Source organism: Streptomyces sp. NPDC023481 (assembly GCF_055560195.1).
The window spans coordinates 591,111-609,597 of sequence record NZ_JBVHJE010000001.1; the positions used below are offsets into that span (position 1 = coordinate 591,111).

Annotated in this window: 18 protein-coding genes and 1 riboswitch; of the genes, 8 read left to right on the forward strand and 10 right to left on the reverse strand. The window is 71.4% G+C overall.

From position 1 onward, the window contains the following. The first annotated feature begins 8 nt into the window (after positions 1-8). Positions 9-1,193, forward strand: a complete 1,185-nt coding sequence (locus tag ACZ3ZD_RS02825) for a glutathionylspermidine synthase family protein (RefSeq protein ID WP_467392736.1) — start codon at positions 9-11, stop codon at positions 1,191-1,193. On the opposite strand, the gene rocD is transcribed toward ACZ3ZD_RS02825, so the two are convergent. Further along, positions 1,183-2,412 carry an ornithine--oxo-acid transaminase gene (gene rocD, locus ACZ3ZD_RS02830; protein ID WP_467392738.1) on the reverse strand — a complete coding sequence of 410 codons (1,230 nt, stop codon included), beginning with the start codon at positions 2,410-2,412 and terminating at the stop codon, positions 1,183-1,185. The two genes, ACZ3ZD_RS02825 and rocD, sit on opposite strands and share 11 nt — an antisense overlap. Before the next feature lie 101 nt (positions 2,413-2,513). After that, a riboswitch (ZMP/ZTP riboswitch) is annotated at positions 2,514-2,603 on the forward strand. 32 nt (positions 2,604-2,635) lie between these two features. Here rocD and ACZ3ZD_RS02835 point away from each other — a divergent pair. From ACZ3ZD_RS02835 to ACZ3ZD_RS02845, 3 genes are all read left to right on the forward strand, one after another. Next, positions 2,636-4,084, forward strand: coding sequence for a glycine hydroxymethyltransferase (locus ACZ3ZD_RS02835; RefSeq protein WP_467392740.1), 1,449 nt, complete (start codon positions 2,636-2,638; stop codon positions 4,082-4,084). 125 nt (positions 4,085-4,209) lie between these two features. Next, positions 4,210-5,223 carry a tryptophan--tRNA ligase gene (gene trpS / locus ACZ3ZD_RS02840; protein WP_467392742.1) on the forward strand — a complete coding sequence of 338 codons (1,014 nt, stop codon included), beginning with the start codon at positions 4,210-4,212 and terminating at the stop codon, positions 5,221-5,223. A 134-nt stretch (positions 5,224-5,357) separates the two neighbouring features. Further along, on the forward strand, positions 5,358-5,939 hold the full coding sequence (locus ACZ3ZD_RS02845) for a 2'-5' RNA ligase family protein (protein ID WP_467392744.1): 582 nt from the start codon (positions 5,358-5,360) through the stop codon (positions 5,937-5,939). A gap of 20 nt (positions 5,940-5,959) precedes the next feature. Here ACZ3ZD_RS02845 and ACZ3ZD_RS02850 read toward each other — a convergent pair whose 3' ends face one another. Then, the gene (locus ACZ3ZD_RS02850; RefSeq protein WP_467392746.1) at positions 5,960-6,715 is read right to left on the reverse strand and encodes a decaprenylphospho-beta-D-erythro-pentofuranosid-2-ulose 2-reductase; all 756 of its coding nucleotides are present in this window, start codon (positions 6,713-6,715) and stop codon (positions 5,960-5,962) included. 85 nt (positions 6,716-6,800) lie between these two features. On the opposite strand from ACZ3ZD_RS02850, the gene ACZ3ZD_RS02855 reads away from it, so the two are divergent. Continuing rightward, entirely contained in the window at positions 6,801-7,709 is a 909-nt protein-coding gene (locus ACZ3ZD_RS02855) for a YihY/virulence factor BrkB family protein (protein ID WP_467392748.1), read from the forward strand. Here ACZ3ZD_RS02855 and ACZ3ZD_RS02860 read toward each other — a convergent pair. After that, entirely contained in the window at positions 7,657-8,934 is a 1,278-nt protein-coding gene (locus ACZ3ZD_RS02860; RefSeq protein WP_467392750.1) for a D-alanyl-D-alanine carboxypeptidase family protein, read from the reverse strand. The two genes, ACZ3ZD_RS02855 and ACZ3ZD_RS02860, sit on opposite strands and share 53 nt — an antisense overlap. Before the next feature lie 91 nt (positions 8,935-9,025). Between ACZ3ZD_RS02860 and ACZ3ZD_RS02865 the strand changes: the two genes are divergently transcribed. Continuing rightward, positions 9,026-9,265 carry an SCO4848 family membrane protein gene (locus ACZ3ZD_RS02865; protein ID WP_392053438.1) on the forward strand — a complete coding sequence of 80 codons (240 nt, stop codon included), beginning with the start codon at positions 9,026-9,028 and terminating at the stop codon, positions 9,263-9,265. A 134-nt stretch (positions 9,266-9,399) separates the two neighbouring features. Then, positions 9,400-10,959 carry an ABC transporter substrate-binding protein gene (locus tag ACZ3ZD_RS02870; RefSeq protein ID WP_467392754.1) on the forward strand — a complete coding sequence of 520 codons (1,560 nt, stop codon included), beginning with the start codon at positions 9,400-9,402 and terminating at the stop codon, positions 10,957-10,959. 86 nt (positions 10,960-11,045) lie between these two features. Here ACZ3ZD_RS02870 and ACZ3ZD_RS02875 read toward each other — a convergent pair whose 3' ends face one another. The 7 genes from ACZ3ZD_RS02875 to ACZ3ZD_RS02905 form a co-directional block, all read right to left on the reverse strand. Then, positions 11,046-11,792 (reverse strand): TetR/AcrR family transcriptional regulator, encoded by a 747-nt coding sequence (locus ACZ3ZD_RS02875; protein WP_467392756.1) that lies wholly within the window; start codon positions 11,790-11,792, stop codon positions 11,046-11,048. A gap of 113 nt (positions 11,793-11,905) precedes the next feature. Then, positions 11,906-12,316, reverse strand: a complete 411-nt coding sequence (locus tag ACZ3ZD_RS02880) for a VOC family protein (RefSeq protein WP_467392758.1) — start codon at positions 12,314-12,316, stop codon at positions 11,906-11,908. 156 nt (positions 12,317-12,472) lie between these two features. After that, positions 12,473-13,252 (reverse strand): succinate dehydrogenase iron-sulfur subunit, encoded by a 780-nt coding sequence (locus ACZ3ZD_RS02885; protein ID WP_467392760.1) that lies wholly within the window; start codon positions 13,250-13,252, stop codon positions 12,473-12,475. Next, complete coding sequence (gene sdhA / locus ACZ3ZD_RS02890) at positions 13,252-15,006, reverse strand: succinate dehydrogenase flavoprotein subunit (protein WP_467392762.1); 1,755 nt, start codon at positions 15,004-15,006, stop codon at positions 13,252-13,254. Before sdhA ends, ACZ3ZD_RS02885 begins: the two co-directional genes overlap by 1 nt. 19 nt (positions 15,007-15,025) lie before the next feature. Beyond that, positions 15,026-15,508, reverse strand: coding sequence for a succinate dehydrogenase hydrophobic membrane anchor subunit (locus tag ACZ3ZD_RS02895; RefSeq protein ID WP_467392764.1), 483 nt, complete (start codon positions 15,506-15,508; stop codon positions 15,026-15,028). Between the two features lie 5 nt (positions 15,509-15,513). Then, positions 15,514-15,894, reverse strand: a complete 381-nt coding sequence (gene sdhC, locus ACZ3ZD_RS02900; RefSeq protein ID WP_467392766.1) for a succinate dehydrogenase, cytochrome b556 subunit — start codon at positions 15,892-15,894, stop codon at positions 15,514-15,516. 191 nt (positions 15,895-16,085) lie between these two features. After that, positions 16,086-16,661, reverse strand: a complete 576-nt coding sequence (locus ACZ3ZD_RS02905) for a 2-oxo-4-hydroxy-4-carboxy-5-ureidoimidazoline decarboxylase (RefSeq protein WP_467392768.1) — start codon at positions 16,659-16,661, stop codon at positions 16,086-16,088. 196 nt (positions 16,662-16,857) lie between these two features. On the opposite strand from ACZ3ZD_RS02905, the gene ACZ3ZD_RS02910 reads away from it, so the two are divergent. After that, on the forward strand, positions 16,858-18,459 hold the full coding sequence (locus ACZ3ZD_RS02910; protein ID WP_467393285.1) for a beta-N-acetylhexosaminidase: 1,602 nt from the start codon (positions 16,858-16,860) through the stop codon (positions 18,457-18,459). Positions 18,460-18,487: the final 28 nt, after the last annotated feature.

Genomic DNA, 18,487 nt, shown 5'->3' on the forward strand with positions numbered 1-18,487 from the left:
ACACGCGCATGGAACGCCGCACCCTCACCCCCCGCCCCGGCTGGCAGCAGACCGTCGAGGCCCAGGGCCTGGTCTACCCGCTCACCCGCCACCCCGACGGCTCGCTGCGCCCCTACTGGGACGAGAGCGCCTGCTACGTCTTCTCCCTGGCGGAGGTCGAGGCGCTGGAGGAGACCGTCGGGGAACTCCACCGCATGTGCCTCGCGGCGGCCGGGCACATCGTGGCCGAGGACCGGCTCGCCGACCTCGGCATCACCGACCCGCGGGTGGCCGCCGCGGTCACCGAGGCCTGGCACCGCCGTGCCGAACTCCCGTCCGTCTACGGCCGTTTCGACCTCCGCTACGACGGCACGGGACCGGCGAAGCTGCTGGAGTACAACGCGGACACCCCGACCTCCCTGGTCGAGGCGGCCTCCCCGCAGTGGTTCTGGATGGAGGACCGCTTCCCCGGCGCCGACCAGTGGAACTCCCTGCACGAACGCCTGGTGGAGGCCTGGCGCTCCCAGTCGGCCCTGCTGCCCCCCGGCGGCACGCTGCACTTCGCGCACTCCTCGGCCGACGAGATCGGCGAGGACCTGATGACGGTCGCCTACCTCAAGGAGACCGCCGAGCAGGCCGGCCTCACCACCGACTGGCTCGCCATGGAGGAGATCGGCTGGGACGGCCTCTCCGGCCGCTTCGTCGACAACCGGCTCCGCTTCATCCGCGGCATCTTCAAGCTCTACCCGTGGGAGTGGCTCACCGCCGACGCCTTCGGCGGGCACGTCCTGGACACCCTGGACAACGGCGGCGGCACCGGCAGCACCCTGTGGATCGAACCGGCCTGGAAGATGCTCCTGAGCAACAAGGCCCTGCTGCCCGTCCTCTGGGAGCTGTACCCGGGCCACCCGAACCTGCTGCCGGCCTACCTGGACGGCCCCCGCGACCTGCCCGGCACCACCGGCTACGTCGCCAAGCCCCTCCTCGGCCGGGAGGGCGCCGGCGTCACCGTCCACCCCCCGGGCACCCCGGCCCTCCCACGCGACGAGCCCTGCTGCTACCAGGCGTTGGCCCCGCTCCCCGCCTTCGACGGCAACCACGTGGTCCTGGGCGCCTGGGTGGTCCAGGGCGAACCGGCGGGCCTCGGCATCCGCGAGTCCACCGGCCTGATCACCGACGAGTACGCCCGCTTCCTGCCCCACGTCATCCTCTAGCCCCGTGGTCCGGCGCGGACGCCAGCACCGCCCGGAGCTGCTCCACCCCCCAGTCCAGGTCCTCCTCGCCGATCACCAGCGGCGGCGCGATCCGGACGGTCGACCCGTGGGTGTCCTTGACCAGGACCCCGCGGGCCAGCAGCCGCTCGGAGAGCTGCCGCCCGGTGCCGAGCGCCGGCGCGACGTCCACCCCGGCCCACAGCCCGCGCCCGCGCACCGCCGTCACCCTGCCGGTGCCCGGCAGCTCGCCCAGCGCCCGGTGCAGCCGCTCGCCCAGCCGGGCCGCCCGCTCCTGGTACTCCCCGGTCCGCAGCATCGCGATCACCTCCAGCGCCACCGCGCAGGCCAGCGGGTTCCCACCGAACGTCGACCCGTGCTCACCCGGCCGGAACACCCCGAGCACCGCCGCGCTCGACACCACCGCCGACACCGGCACGATCCCGCCGCCCAGCGCCTTGCCCAGCACGTACACGTCCGGTACGACCCCCTCGTGCTCGCACGCGAAGGTCCGCCCGGTCCGGCCCAGCCCGGACTGGATCTCGTCGGCGACGAACAGCACGTTCCGCTCGCGCGTCAGCTCCCGCACCCCCGCCAGATAACCGCCCGGGGGCACGATCACCCCGGACTCGCCCTGGATCGGCTCCAGCAGCACGGCCACCGTGTTCTCGGTGAGCGCCGCCCGCATCGCGGTCAGATCGCCGTACGGCACGATCTCGAACCCGGGCGTGTACGGCCCGTAGTCCGCCCGGGCCCGGGGATCCGTCGAGAAGCTGATCACCGTCGTCGTACGGCCGTGGAAGTTGCCGCCCGCCACGACGACCTTCGCCATCTCCGCGGGCACCCCCTTCACCCGGTACCCCCACTTCCGGGCCGTCTTGATCGCGCTCTCCACCGCCTCCGTGCCCGTGTTCACGGGCAGCACCATCTCCATCCCGCACAGCCCGGCCAGCTCCGTGCAGAACGCGGCGAACCGGTCGTGGTGGACCGCCCGGGAGGTCAGCGTCACCCGCTCCAGCTGCCGCCGCGCCGCCTCGGTCAGCCGCCGGTTGCCGTGCCCGAAGTTCAGCGCCGAGTAACCGGCCAGCAGGTCCAGGTACCGCCGCCCCGCCACGTCCGTCAGCCACGCCCCCTCACCGGTGGCGATCACCACGGGCAGCGGACGGTAGGTGGGCGCGCAGTGCGCGTCGGCGGCGGCGATCAGGTCCTCTGCAGCGGTCACGGCCTCTCCCGAGTACGACCGGAAACGACGGCGACCCCCTTCATATCCCCGCTCGCATGGTGGACGCGGGACCTGCGCCGCACGGCGCGCCCGGTAGTCTGACGACGGGCCGTGACTGGCGCGCTGGGATGGGACGGACCATCGGGGAGCGGCCCGAGCGGGAAAGAGTGCCGTGCGCCTGGGCCGAACGTGAACGCTGTACGCACGCCGTCCGGAGGTCCCCATGCCAGAGCAGTCCCTGTCGACCGAATCCACGGCCTTCCGCGCCGCCCTCGACGTCATCCGCACGGTGGAGCCGCGCGTCGCCGACGCCATCGGCCAGGAGGTCACCGACCAGCGCGGGATGCTCAAGCTGATCGCGTCCGAGAACTACGCCTCCCCGGCGACCCTGCTCGCCATGGGCAACTGGTTCAGCGACAAGTACGCCGAGGGCACCGTCGGCCGCCGCTTCTACGCCGGCTGCCGCAACGTCGACACCGTCGAGGCCCTCGCCGCCGAGCACGCCCGCGAACTCTTCGGCGCCCGCCACGCCTACGTCCAGCCGCACTCCGGCATCGACGCCAACCTCGTCGCCTTCTGGGCCGTCCTCGCCGACCGCGTCGAGGCGCCCTTCCTGGAGAAGACCGGCGTCCGCCAGGTCAACGACCTGTCCGAGGCCGACTGGGCCGAGCTGCGCCAGGCCTTCGGCAACCAGCGCATGCTCGGCATGTCCCTGGACGCCGGCGGCCACCTCACCCACGGCTTCCGCCCGAACATCTCCGGCAAGATGTTCGACCAGCGCTCCTACGGCACCGACCCGGCCACCGGCCTCGTCGACTACGACGCGCTGCGCGCCCAGGCCCGCGAGTTCAAGCCGCTGATCATCGTGGCCGGCTACTCCGCGTACCCCCGTCTGGTGAACTTCCGGATCATGCGCGAGATCGCCGACGAGGTCGGCGCCACCCTCATGGTCGACATGGCGCACTTCGCCGGCCTGGTCGCGGGCAAGGTCCTCACCGGCGACTTCGACCCGGTCCCGCACGCCCAGATCGTCACCACGACCACCCACAAGTCCCTGCGCGGCCCGCGCGGCGGCATGGTCCTGTGCGACGACTCCCTCAAGGACCAGGTCGACCGCGGCTGCCCGATGGTCCTCGGCGGCCCGCTCCCGCACGTCATGGCCGCCAAGGCCGTCGCCCTGGCCGAGGCCCGGCAGCCCTCCTTCCAGGACTACGCCCAGCGCATCGTGGACAACTCCCGCGCCCTCGCCGAGGGCCTGACCCGCCGCGGCGCCACCCTGGTCACCGGCGGCACGGACAACCACCTCTGCCTGATCGACGTCGCCGGCTCCTACGGCCTCACCGGCCGCCAGGCCGAGGCGGCCCTGCTGGAGTCGGGCATCGTCACCAACCGCAACGCCATCCCGGCCGACCCGAACGGCGCCTGGTACACCTCCGGCATCCGCGTCGGCACCCCCGCGCTCACCACCCGCGGCCTCGGCACGGCGGAGATGGACGAGGTGGCCGCCCTGATCGACCGCGTCCTGACCACCACCGAGCCGGGCACCACCAAGTCGGGCGCCCCGTCCAAGGCCGCCCACGTCCTGGACGCGAAGGTCGCCGAGGAGATCTCCCAGCGAGCGACGGACCTGGTCGCGGGCTTCCCCCTGTACCCGGAAGTCGACCTGGGCTGAGGCGCCCCCGAAGGGGCGCGGGGAACCGCGCGAGCCGGCACGCACGGCCCGCGGTCCGCCGCGCCCCGGAGCCGACCCCCCCTCGACGGCCAAACCCACCCGTGCCCTCTGAGACAATGGGGGACATGGCCAACGACCGTCCCCGCGTGCTGTCCGGCATCCAGCCCACCGCCGGCTCGTTCCACCTCGGCAACTACCTCGGCGCCGTCCGCCAGTGGGTGGCCCTGCAGGAGTCCCACGACGCCTTCTACATGGTCGTCGACCTGCACGCGATCACGGTCCCGCAGGACCCCCGGGAGCTGCGGGCCAACACCCGGCTCGCCGCCGCGCAGCTGCTGGCCGCCGGCCTGGACCCGGACCGCTGCACCCTCTTCGTGCAGAGCCACGTCCCCGAGCACGCCCAGCTCGCCTGGATCATGAACTGCCTCACCGGCTTCGGCGAGGCCAGCCGCATGACCCAGTTCAAGGACAAGTCCGCCAAGCAGGGCGCCGACCGGGCCTCCGTCGGCCTGTTCACCTACCCGGTCCTCCAGGTCGCCGACATCCTGCTGTACCAGGCCCACGAGGTGCCGGTCGGCGAGGACCAGCGCCAGCACATCGAGCTGACCCGCGACCTCGCCGAGCGCTTCAACGGCCGCTTCGGCGACACCTTCACGATCCCGAGGCCGTACATCCTCAAGGAGACGGCGAAGATCTACGACCTGCAGGACCCGACGGTCAAGATGAGCAAGTCGGCGTCCACGCCGAAGGGCCTCATCAACCTGCTGGACGAGCCGAAGGCCACGGCGAAGAAGGTGAAGAGCGCGGTCACCGACACGGACACGGTGATCCGCTACGACGTCGAGAACAAGCCGGGCGTCTCCAACCTCCTCACCATCTACTCCACGCTCACCGGCAGGTCCGTCGCCGAGCTGGAGCAGGAGTACGAGGGCAGGATGTACGGCGCGCTCAAGACCGACCTCGCCGAGGTCATGGTCGAGTTCGTGACGCCGTTCCGCGAGCGCACCCGGCAGTACCTGGACGACTCCGAGACGCTGGACTCGATCCTCGCCAAGGGCGCCGAGAAGGCGCGCACCGTCGCCGCCGAGACCCTCGCGCAGGCGTACGACCGCGTGGGCTTCCTCCCGGCCAAGCACTGAGGCGCCCGGCCGCCGGACCCCGCGCGGGCGGAGCGCTGCACATCACTTCCGCTGCGCCTGCCCACAGGACACTCATGGCCGTACAGTCATAGCCGACGGCTGGACAGAAAACAGACACGACGACAGGAGACGACGTGGGGACCGTAACGATCGGCGTCTCGATCGCGGTCCCGGAGCCTCACGGCAGCCTGCTCCAGGAGCGGCGCGCGGGCTTCGGCGACGCCGCGGCTCACGGTATCCCCACCCACGTCACGCTGTTGCCGCCGACCGAGGTCGACCAGGCCGACCTGCCGGCGGTCGACACGCACCTCAGCCGGGTCGCGGCGGCCGGCCGGCCGTTCCCGATGCGGCTGTCCGGCACCGGCACCTTCCGGCCCCTGTCCCCGGTGGTCTACGTCCGGGTCGTCCAGGGCGCCGAGGCCTGCACCCGGCTGCAGCAGCGGGTCCGGGACGCCTCCGGACCGGTGGCGCGCGAACTGCTGTTCCCCTACCACCCGCACGTCACCGTCGCGCACGGCATCGAGGACGCGGCGATGGACCGCGCCTTCGAGGAACTGGCCGACTTCGAGGCCGAATGGCCCTGCACCGGCTTCGCGCTGTACGAGCAGGGCGCCGACGGCGTCTGGCGCAAGCTGCGCGAGTACACCTTCGGCGGATCCGTCGTACCGCCGCAGCCGGGCCACGCGGACGTGTGCGCCCCCCGGGTCGCCCAGTAGCGTCCCGCCTCGCTCGGGCGCTAGATCTCCAGCCTGCGGAACAGCGGTCGTGGAGTGTGGCGCAGGGCCGACATCACCCAGCGCAGCGCGCCCGGCACCCACACCGTCTCCGCGCCGCGGCGCAGGCCGAGTTCGATGGCCGCGGCGACCGCCTCCGGCGTGGTGGCCAGCGGGGTCCGCGGCCGTCCGGCCGTCCGCCGGGTCCGCACGAAGCCGGGGCGTACGACCATGACGTGCGCGCCCGTGCCGTGCAGGGCGTCGCCGAGACCCTGGGCGAAGGCGTCGAGGCCGGCCTTGCTGGAGCCGTAGATGAAGTCGGCGCGGCGGGCGCGTTCGGCCGCGGCGGCGGACAGCACCACGAGGGAGCCGTGGCCCTGCGCCTGGAGGGCGCCGCCGGCCACCAGGCCCGCCGAGACGGCCCCGGTGTAGTTGGTCCGGGCGACCTCCACGGCCCGGGCCGGGTCGCGTTCGTCGTGCGCCTGGTCGCCGAGGACACCGAAGGCCAGCAGCACCAGGCCGACGGGCCCCTCGGCGAAGACCTTGCCGAGGACGCTCGCGTGCGCGTCGGGGTCGAGCGCGTCGAAGGCGACGGTGTGCACGTCCGCGCCGAGCGCCCGCAGGCTCCCGGCGGCGTTCTCCAGCGCGACGGAGGGGCGGCCGGCCAGCCACACCGTGCGGGTGCGGCGGGCGATCAGCCGGCGCGCGGTGGCCAGCGCGATCTCGGACGTGCCGCCGAGGACGAGCAGGGACCGGGGCAGTTCGATGGCATCCTTCATGACAGTTGACCGTATCGCCCCCATATGCCCGTTCAGGCGAAGAAACGCGGTGTTGACGTTCCCGCGGACCGGGCACAGTCGGATCATGGACTGGCTGAAGAAGCTGCCCGGCATCGGGCCGATCGTCATCCGGCTGACCGCCACCCACGCCTGGCGGTCCTACGAGCGGCTGGCCCGGGTGAAGTGGACCCGGCTGGCCGCCGCCATGACGTTCGTCAGCTTCGTGGCGCTGTTCCCGCTGCTGACCGTGGCCGCCGCGATCACCGCCGCCACGCTCAGCCCGGCCCGCCAGAAGACCGTGGAACACCGGATCGCCGACCAGTTCCCGGGCCTGTCCGACCAGTTGGACCTCACCTCCCTGGTGCAGAACGCCGGCACGGTCGGTGTCATCGCGGGCGCGGCCCTGCTGTTCACGGGCATCGGCTGGGTCGGCCAGATGCGGGACTGCCTGCGCGCGGTGTGGGAGCTGCCGGACCATGAGGAGAACCCGGTCGTCACCAAGGCCAAGGACGCCGGCATCCTGTTCGGCCTCGGCGGCGCCCTGCTCGTCACGCTCGCCGCGTCCACCCTGGCCTCGGCCGCCGTCGGGCTGCTGTCCCGGCGGATCGGCCTGGACGAGCACGGCTGGGGCAGTTGGCTGCTGCAGATCGCCGCGTTCGCCGTCGCCGTGCTCGCCGACTTCCTCGTCCTGCTCTACGTCCTGACCCTGCTGCCCGGCGTCGAGCCGGCGCGCCACCGCCTGCTGGTCGCCGCGCTGCTCGGCGCGGTCGGCTTCGAACTGCTGAAGCTGCTGCTGAGCGGCTACATCCAGGGCGTCGCCGCGAAGAGCATGTACGGCGCGTTCGGGGTCCCCGTGGCGCTGCTGCTGTGGATCAACTTCACCGCCAAACTGGTCCTGTTCTGCGCCTCCTGGACGGCGACCCGCAGCAAGGAGGCCGAACTCACGGACGCGTCCGGCGGCGCACCAGGTCCGGCAGCGGCCACCGGCGGTTGACCAGGAACACCGCGCCCCCGAGCAGCACCAGCAGCCCGCCCGCGACGGCCAGGGCGATCCCGGCCCCGCTGGAGCCGGACGCGGCGGTGGCGCTCGCCACCGGCTTCGCGCCCGCCCCGCCGGTCCCGGAACCCTGCCCCGCCGTCCGCCCCGTGGCCTGTCCCGCCGCCTGCGCCGCGTCCTGTCCGGTGGACGCGCTCGGGTCGGGCCGCGCGGTGGCGGCGCTCCTCGGCGGCACCAGCTCGCCCACCGGTCGCACCTTGCCGGCCGCCTGGAAACCCCAGTCGAACAGCTTCGCGGCCTCCTTGTAGACCTCGTTGTGCTCGTGCTTTTGCGGGTTCATCACCGTGACCAGCAGCACCTTGCCGCCGCGTTCGGCGACCCCGGTGAACGTGGCGCCGGCGTGCGTGGTGTTGCCGTTCTTCACGCCCGCGATGCCCTGGTAGACGGGCACGTCGCTGTCGCCGCTCAACAGCCGGTTGGTGTTGCGGATCTCGGCGGAGCCGAACTTCGCGCTCACCGTCGAGCAGTAGTCCCGGAAGTCCTTCTTCTGCAGCCCGGAGCGGGCGAACAGCGTCAGGTCGTACGCCGACGACACCTGCCCCGGCGCGTCGTAGCCGTCGGGCGAGACCACGTGCGTGTCCAGGGCCTGGAGTTCCTCGGCGTGGTCCTGCATGTCCCGCACGGTCTGCTCGACACCGCCGTTCATCGCGGACAGCACGTGCACCGCGTCGTTGCCCGAGCGCAGGAACACGCCGAGCCACAGGTCGTGCACCGAGTAGGTGCCGCCCGCCTTTATCCCGACCACGCTGGAGCCGACGCCCACACCCTGGAGGTCCGACGGGGCGACCCGGTGCTCGGTGCCCCCGGGGAACCGGGGCAGCACGGTGTCCGCGAACAGCATCTTCAGAGTGCTCGCCGGGGGCAGCCGCCAGTGCGCGTTGTGCGCGGCGAACACCTCGCCCGACTCGGCGTCGGACACGATCCAGGACCGGGCGGTGAGGTCCTCGGGCAGCACGGGGACACCGGGGGCGAGGTCGACCTGCGTGCCCGGCTGCCCGAGCCGGGCACCGCCCAGGCCGGACATCACGGCGGGGGGAGTGGCCGTCGGGCTCGGGGAGGGGGCCGGCGCGGCGAGCGCGGCGGGCGCGGTGACGGACAGCGACAGCAGGGTGGCGGAGGTGACCAGCAGGGATCGCCGGCCGGTCGTCTTCGGTGCGGGCACGGTCGAGAACGTACCCGCCCCGGACCCCGAAGTCCCGCCCGCCGCCCCACCCCCGGCACGGCCCCGGACACCGGACGGCGATACTGGACCCATGAAGCTCAGCCGCCCGGTCTCCTGGTTCCTGCTCGTCTTCGGGGTGTGGTCCTGGGTCATCTGGGTCACTTTCGTCAAGAACCTGGTCAAGGACGGCAGCGGACTCGCCTTCGACGACGGCCACCCGACCGCGTACTTCTGGGTGCATCTGCTGCTGGCGGTCGTTTCCTTCGTATGGGGGACGGTCATCGGGGTCATCGGGTTGCGCGGGCTGCGCGCACTGCGCCGGAACTCGTAGCCCGGGACGCGGGCCCGGGCCCCCTGGCGCCCACAGTTCTCCCACAGTCGGCAGAAAGCCCTTCCGCGAGGTGAAACCCATGTGATTAGGTGAGCCGCGTCACTCAAGGGGAAGTGGCTGGGGAGGTCACCACCATGCGATCTGTTCGCATGCGGATGCTCGTGACGCTGCTCGTGCTCGCCGTCGTGGGGATCGGCGGCTGGCAGCTGCTGCCGTCGCAGGGCAACGGGAACCGGACCATCACCGTCGGCACGACGGACGCGGTCACCGCACTCGACCCGGCGGGCGCCTACGACGCCGGGTCCTGGGCCCTGTTCAGCAACGTGTTCCAGACGCTGCTGACCTTCGAGCCGGGCGGCGTGGAACCGGTCCCGGACGCGGCGAAGAGCTGCGGTTTCGAGGGCGGCGGCCTGAAGACCTACCGGTGCACCCTGCGGTCGGGGATCACCTTCCCGAGCGGGCGCGCCATGACGGCCGAGGACGTCAAGTACTCCTTCGACCGGGTCAAGAGGATCAACTCCGATGTCGGACCGGCGTCCCTGTTCGCCACGCTCGACTCGGTGACCGCCGACGACGCGCACACCGTCACCTTCCACCTCTCCTCCGCCGACGCCACCTTCCCGCTGAAGGCCGCCACCGGCGCCGGGTCGATCGTGGACCGGGAGAAGTACCCGGCGGACGCCCTGCGCACGGACGCCGCCGCCGACGGCACCGGGCCCTACACCCTCACGGCGTACACCAAGGGACAGCGCGCCGTCCTCGCCCCCAACCAGAACTACGAGGGGTACCTGAGCGGCACCGGCCGCCCGGTCGAGCTGCGCTACTACGCCGACTCGGCCAAGCTCGACCAGGCCTGGAAGGACCGGCGCATCGACGTCGCCGCCGGAACCCTGCCGCCGGGGGTGCTCTCCCGGCTGAACCCGAGCGACCCCCACCAGCGGGTCACCGAGTCCGACAGCACCGAGACCCACAACCTGTACCTCAACACCCGCCCCGGCTCCCCGCTGCACGAGCCGCGGGTGCGCCGGGCGATGGCCTGGGTGGTCGACCGGGAGCAACTGGCCGCGAAGGTCTACCAGGGCACGGTCGACCCGCTGTACTCGCTGATCCCGACCGGCATCACCGGCCACACCACGTCCTTCTTCGACGACTATCCGGCCCCGGACCCCCGCAAGGCCCGCGAGCTGCTCACCGGCGCCGGGGTCAGCCTGCCGGTGCACTTCACCCTGGGCTACGGCATCGGCCGGGTCGCGGGTGAGCAGGAGGCCCTGGAGCTGAAGAAGCAGCTGGAGGCGAGCGGCCTCTTCGCGGTGGACGTCAAGGGCTACGAGTGGACCGACTTCCAGAAGCGCTGGGCCGCCGGGAAACTGGACGCCTGGGCGGTCGGCTGGTCGGCCGACTACCCCGACCCGGACACCTTCGGCACCGCGCTCGTCGGCACCGGCTCCACCATGAGCACCGGGTACAGCAACAAGCTGGTCGACCATCTCATCCTGGACAGCCAGCAGTTCGCCGACCGCAGCCGGGCCGCGAAGGACTTCAGGGACATCCAGGCGGACGTGGCCGAGGACGTCCCGCTGATCCCGCTGTGGCAGCGCAAGGAGTACGTCGTCAGCACCGAGGACGTGGGCGGCAGCCAGTACCTGACGGACGCCACCGGCGTCTTCCGCCTGTGGCGCCTTGACTGGATCTGATCAGCCGGCGTCCTTCCGGCACGGAGGCGCTGGTGCCCGCGGTCGACGATCAGGCGTCCTGTTCCCGCGCGTTCCCCCGGAAGTGATCACTCCGCCTGTTCCCGTGCCCGCCCCGGATCCGGCAGCACCCTCGTCATGCCCGGCAGGAAGTCCGTGAACAGTTCGTGGATCTCCAGGACCAGGGGCCGTAGCACCCGGAAGCGGGCCAGGGAGACGCCGCGGGCGGTCAGGCGGGCGCCCCGCCGGGCCAGCCGGTAGCTGCGCTCCCGGCCCTCCGTGCGGTCGAAGATCCAGTACAGGACCAGGCCCATCTGGGCGAGCCACATCAACTCGGGCAGGACCTCCCGGAGTTCGGGCGCCACCTTGGACCTGGAGCCGGCCAGCACCTCCCGGTGCACGCTGATGGCCAGCTCGCGGGCGTGCTCGCTCTCCGGGGAGAAGGGGCTGAGCGGGCTGTCGGGGTCGGCGGCGTTCTTGAAGAACTGGACGGCGAACTCGTGGTACGGGCGGGCGATGTCCAGCCAGGCGGTCAGCACGCCCCCGAGCCGCGCCTCCAGGTCGGTCTCCCGGTCCAGCACGCCCCGGACCGCCGCCCGGTGCTCGGCGGCGATCCGGTCGTAGAAGCCCTGGATCAGGTGTTCCTTGCCCTCGAAGTAGTAGTAGGCGTTGCCGACGGAGACCCCGGCCTCCTTGGCGATGGCCCGCATGGTCGTCTTGTCGTACCCGCGCTCCTGGAACAACCGCATCGCGGTCTCCAGGATCAGCGCACGGGTCTGCTCGGACTTGCTGCTCTGGGGGCCGGCCGCGTCGGGGCCGTCGTTCTTCGCGGGCACGGGAGGAGCCTAACGACTGGTGGGGCCGGCCTCGGCGCGAGGCGGCGGGCCGGCAGGTCCAGCCGGTAGTCCCGCGGACCTGTTCTCGAACGCGTTCGACACAGGGGCGCGGGTCAGCTCCTGCGGGCCAGTGCCCGGCGTTTGGTGTAGTCCGTGAGGCCGAGGACGTTCCCCCACGGGTCGGCCAGCTCCACGGTCCAGCCGGTGGCCCCCTGGAACACCTCGTCCAGGGGCGCGATGCCCGCGGCGGCCAGCCTCCGCGCCGCCACCCGGGCGTCCGGCACCTCCAGCCAGATCCGCGCCGAGGGCCAGTGCGGCGACCGGTGCCGCAGCCCCTCCTCGACCCGCAGCAGGATGCCCGGCGTCTCCCCGCCGACCTTCAGCAGCGCGATCCCGGCCTCGTCGAACCGGAACCCCACGACGAACCCGGCCCGCTCGTAGAAGGCGACCGCCTCGCCCAGGTCGCCGACGGGGAGCAGCACGTTGTCGAAACCGAGCAGTTCGTACGACTCTTCGTCTGACATGTCGTCAGATTAGGAGTCCTTCTGCGCGGAAGCTCGGAGCCCCGCCGGAGCGGACGCCCGACCTCCGCCGCCTCGCCGCCGCAGCACGACGAGGGCCCCGTCTCCCGGGACGTCGGTCCGGGAGACGGGGCCCTCGTGCGCGGGGCGTACCGCGGGTCAGTAGCGGCGCGTGATCAGCGCGCGCTTGACTTCCTGGATGGCCTTCGTGACCTCGATACCGCGCGGGCAGGCGTCCGTGCAGTTGAAGGTCGTACGGCAGCGCCACACGCCGTCACGGTCGTTGAGGATCTCCAGGCGCTGCTCCCCGGCCTCGTCACGCGAGTCGAAGATGAAGCGGTGGGCGTTCACGATCGCGGCCGGGCCGAAGTACTGGCCGTCGTTCCAGAACACCGGGCAGGAGGAGGTGCAGGCCGCGCAGAGGATGCACTTCGTGGTGTCGTCGAAGCGCTCGCGGTCCTCGGCGGACTGCAGCCGCTCACGCGTGGGCTCGTTCGTGTCCTTCGTGATGAGGAAGGGCATGACGTCCCGGTACGCCTGGAAGAACGGCTCCATGTCCACGACCAGGTCCTTCAGGACCGTCAGGCCCTTGATGGGCTCGATCGTGATCGGCTTCTCGGGGTTGATGTCCTTGATCAGCGTCTTGCAGGCGAGACGGTTCTTGCCGTTGATCCGCATCGCGTCCGAGCCGCAGATGCCGTGCGCGCACGAGCGGCGGAAGGTGAGGGTGCCGTCGACGTCCCACTTGATCTTGTGGAGGCCGTCGAGGACGCGCTCCTTCGGGTCGATCTCCAGCTGGAAGTCTTCCCAGCTCGCCTCGGCCGCGACCTCCGGGTTGAACCGGCGGACCCGGAAGGTGACCGTGATGTAGGGGGAGTCGGCGAAGCCGGGCTCGGGCTTGCCGGCCGCCTCTTCCTTGTCCAGAACGGGGGTAGCCATCAGTACTTACGCTCCATCGGCTGGTAGCGGGTCTGGACGACCGGCTTGTAGTCGAGACGGACGGTTTCCGAGCCGTCGGCGCCGACCTCGCGGTACGCCATGGTGTGGCGCATGAAGTTGACGTCGTCGCGGTTCGGGTAGTCCTCGCGGTAGTGACCGCCGCGGGACTCCTTGCGGGCCAGCGCCGAGACGGCCATGACCTCGGCCAGGTCCAGCAGGTTGCCCAGCTCGATGGCCTCCAGCAGGTCCGTGTTGAACCGCTTGCCCTTGTCCTGGATCGCCACGTTCCGGTAGCGCTCGCGCAGCTCGGCGATCTTCTCGACGGCCGTCTTGATCGTCTGCTCGGTGCGGAACACCATGACGTTGGCGTCCATGGTCTCCTGCAGCTCGCGCCGCAGGGTCGCCACCCGCTCGCTGCCGGTGGAGGTGCGCAGCCGCTCGATCTGCTCCACGACGAAGGCCTCCGGGGCCTCCGGCAGCTCGACGTAGTCGGCCTTGGCCGAGTACTCGGCGGCGGCGATGCCCGCGCGCCGGCCGAAGACGTTGATGTCCAGCAGCGAGTTGGTGCCCAGGCGGTTGGCGCCGTGCACCGACACGCAGGCGACCTCGCCGGCCGCGTACAGACCCGGGACGACCGTGGTGTTGTCCGCCAGGACCTCACCCTCGACGTTGGTCGGGATGCCGCCCATCGCGTAGTGCGCGGTCGGCTGGATCGGGATCGGGTCCGTGTACGGCTCGATACCGAGGTAGGTGCGCGCGAACTCGGTGATGTCCGGGAGCTTGGCGTCCAGCTGCTCCGGCGGCAGGTGGGTCAGGTCCAGGTAGACGTGGTCGCCCTCGGGACCGCAGCCGCGGCCCTCGCGGATCTCCGTGTAGATGGAGCGGGACACGACGTCACGGGACGCGAGGTCCTTCATGACCGGCGCGTACTTCTCCATGAAGCGCTCGCCGTCCTTGTTGCGGAGGATGCCGCCCTCACCACGGGCGCCCTCCGTCAGCAGGATGCCCATGCGCCAGATGCCGGTCGGGTGGAACTGGAAGAACTCCATGTCCTCCAGCGGCAGCCCGCGCCGGTACACGGCGGCCTGGCCGTCACCGGTCAGGGTGTGCGCGTTGGAGGTCACCTTGAAGAACTTGCCGCAACCGCCGGAGGCGTAGATCACGGCCTTCGCCTGGAAGACGTGGATCTCGCCGGTGGCCAGCTCGTACGCGACCACACCGGCCGACCGCTTCACGCCGTCGACCTCGGTGATCAGCTGGTCCAGGACGTAGAACTCGTTGAAGAACTCCACGCCCTCCTTGACGCAGTTCTGGTACAGCGTCTGGAGGATCATGTGGCCGGTGCGGTCAGCGGCGTAGCAGGACCGGCGGACCGGGGCCTCGCCGTGGTTGCGCGAGTGGCCGCCGAAGCGGCGCTGGTCGATGGTGCCGTTCGGGGTCCGGTTGAACGGCAGGCCCATCTTCTCCAGGTCGAGGACGGCGTCGATGGCCTCCTTCGCCAGGATCTCGGCGGCGTCCTGGTCGACCAGGTAGTCACCGCCCTTGACCGTGTCGAAGGTGTGCCACTCCCAGTTGTCCTCCTCCACGTTGGCGAGCGCGGCGGCCATACCGCCCTGCGCGGCGCCCGTGTGGGAGCGGGTGGGGTAGAGCTTGGTCAGGACCGCGGTGCGGCTGCGCTTCGTCGCCTCGATGGCGGCACGCATGCCCGCGCCACCGGCGCCGACGATGACGGTGTCGTACTTGTGGATCTTCATGATTCTCGCAGCCCCGTGCCTAGCGGATGTTCGGGTCGAAGGTGAAGATCACCAGCGTGCCCAGCAGGATGGTGAACACCGTGGCGGTGTAGAGCAGGCCCTTGAGCCACAGCCGGGTGTTCGGCCGCTCGGCGTAGTCGTTGATGACCGTGCGCAGGCCGTTGGCGCCGTGCAGCATCGCGAGCCACAGCATCAGCAGGTCCCAGACCTGCCAGAACGGGGACGCCCAGCGGCCGGCCACGAAGGCGAAGCCGATCTTGGAGACACCGCCGTCCAGCACCAGCTGGATCAGCAGGTGGCCGATGACCAGGACGACCAGCACGATGCCGGACAGGCGCATGAACAGCCAGGCCGCCAGCTCGAAGTTGCCCCGGGTCGACTTCGGGGACTTCTTGGTGCGCTTGCGCGGCGCCTCGATGAACGGGGCCGGGTTGTCGACGGTGTAGACGGGGGCGCCCTCGACGGGGCCGACTCCGGAGGCCGCGGTTTCAGTCGTGGACATCGGCGTCAGCTCCCAAACAGGACACGGTAGGCGTGGCCGAGGACGGGGTAGATCGCCCCGATCATCAGCACGATCCAGACACCCATCACGGTCCAGAACATCTGCTTCTGGTAGCGCGGGCCCTTCGACCAGAAGTCGACGGCGATGACGCGCAGACCGTTGAGCGCGTGGAAGAGGATGGCGGCGACGAGGCCGTACTCCAGCAGCGCGACGATCGGCGTCTTGTACGTGGCCACGACCTTGTCGTAGGCCTCGGGGGAGACACGCACGAGAGCGGTGTCCAGCACGTGAACGAACAGGAAGAAGAAGATGAGGACGCCGGTGACTCGGTGAGCCACCCAGGACCACATTCCTTCCCGGCCGCGGTACAGCGTTCCAGCCGGCACGGAAGAACCCTCCGGGAGCGGGGACTAGGGCCGCGCCGGCTTCACTGTCGGTCGGGCCCGGCCGGGTACGGTCCACCGGCCCTCTGCATGGTATCCACGTGCCGCCGTGGTGCTTACGGGGGGCCTACCGGTGTGATCAAAGTGGCACGCGGTTGGGCTAGCGGGCGCGGCCGCCGCGGCGGATTCTGTGGTCATTTGCCGGATGCGGGGGCATTTGTGCTGGTCGCGCCCGCGTGGGGGTAACCACAAATCGAACAGGGCCCCCCGTTCCTGAGCAGGGCCTGGAGGCGTCCCCGCGCGAGGCGCCGCAGCTCGTCCGCCGCCGTCACCCGCTCCTCCTCCGGATCGTTTGCCAATCGTGACCGGATCGCTTCGAGAATGTGGTCGATGAATTCGTCCGGGGGGACATCGCCCAGGTAGATGACGAACGCGTGGCCGAAGCGGGCCTCGTAGGCGGCGTGCGCGGCTCCCAGGGCCATGTGAGCCGCCGAGTAGGTGTCCTCGGGCAGTTCCGGGAGGGTCTCGCCGGCCAGCGCCTCGGCCAGGTCGGCGGGGGAGAGGTCGTACGCCGCCTCGTCCGCCGCGGCCAGCAGGGCGTCCAGGTCCGGGTAGGGACGGTGGGCGGCGATCCGGTCGGCCCAGCGCAGGCTGTGCAGGCAGTGCAGGAGCAGGGCCCGGGCCTCGTCGGCGTGGGCCGTGTTGAAGGCGTCGAGGGGTGTGGGGAGATACGGCAGACGATGGGCGGGCAGCGTGGGTCCTCGCGTCACATGTGGCGTGGCAGGGGATGCTGTGAAAGGTGTGTCGTCAGGTTATCGAGAATGGTCACGCTGTGTCCGAGCGATACCTGAATTTCACCCGAACGGAAGAGTTTCGGGCCGCGTGGGTGACGGGTGATCCGGCGATCGGTCGTACGTTGGCAGGGTGACCCAGCACAGGCTTTGGCGCCGGCGCTCGGCGCGACAGGTGATACGGAAGCGGGCGGTCCTGGCCGCCGCGGTCGTCGGGACGGTCGCGCTCGGCACGGGCTTCGGCGTGTGGGCCTCGGCGGACGGAGGCGGCGGCCCGCCCGGGAGCGCCGCCCGGCGGACGACGCCCGGCCGGCCGGCGGCCGCGTCGGCCACCCCCAGTCCCAGCCGGTCGTATCCGCTCTCGCAGGCGCCGCGCACGATACCCGCGGTCCGCTCCCACACTCCCGCGCACGGCCCCGGCTGGAAGCCGCGGGGCGGCGAGCGGGTCGTGGTGAGCGATCCCGGACTGGCCGACGAGGGACGGCTGGTCGCCGGGGAGCTGGGGCTGGCGTACGCGGGGCCGAAGAGCGACGTCCGGGCCGGGGACGTGCGGCTCGCGCTCGGTGGCGGGGGCGGGAACCCGGAGTCGTACACCATGACCGTCCGCGACGGGCGGGTCGACATCAGCGGGCCCGGCGAGGCGGGCGTCTTCTACGGCACCCGCACCCTGAAGCAGGAGGTCCACGACGGCGGTACGGCCCCCGAGGGCGTCGTACGCGACGAGCCGGCCAAGCCGGTGCGCTCCTTCATGCTGGACATCGCGCGCAAGCCGTACTCCGAGGCCTGGATCGAGGACCGGATCCGCGAGCTGGGCGACCTCAAGTACAACGAGCTGGGCCTGCACTTCTCCGACGACCAGGCCTTCCGGATCGAGTCCACCAGCCACCCGGAGATCGTCTCCCGGGACCACCTGACCAAGGCGCAGGTCAAGCGGATCGTGGCGCTGGCGGACAGCCGGCACATCACCGTCGTGCCCGAGATCGACTCGCCGGGACACCTCGGGGCCGTCATCGCCGCCCACCCCGACCTCCAGCTGCGCAACGCGAACGGGGTGGCGACCAGGGGCGCGGTCGACATCTCCAAGGCCGCCTCCGCCCGGATCGTCGACGACCTGCTGAACGAGTACGCCGGGCTCTTCCCCGGCGGCCAGTGGAACCTGGGCGGCGACGAGTACCAGGCGCTCACCGTGCGCGACCCGCAGGCCTCCTACCCGCAGCTGGCGGCCGCCGCCCGGCAGAAGTACGGCGCCGGCGGGACCGTCGCCGACCTCGCCACCGGCTGGCTCAACGACCGTGCCGCCACCGTCCGCGCCCACCACCGGACCATCCGCGCCTGGAACGACGGCTTCTTCCCCCACACCTCCGTACGGCCCGCGGGCGACCTCCAGGTCGCCTACTGGACCGGGAAGGAGATCGGCGCCCGGCCCCCGGCGGAGTACCTGAGCGCCGGCCGCAAGGTGATCAACTACAACGACGAGTACCTCTACTACGTGCTCGGCCAGCCGCAGACCTTCGTCTACCCGACGGGACAGCGCATCTACGAGCAGTGGAACCCGCGGGTGCTGCGCGGCACGACCGCCGTCCCGGCGCGCTACGACGGGCAGATCCTCGGCGGATCGTTCGCCGTCTGGTCCGACCGCCCGAACGCGCAGACGGAGGACCAGGTCGCCACGGGCATCCGGATGCCGCTGCGGGCCACCGCGCAGAAGCTGTGGGACCCGGGCAAGCCGGCGCTCACCTGGGCCGACTTCCGGAAGCTGGCGGACCGGCTGGGCTGAGCACCGCGCGGACGGGGCGGACGCAACC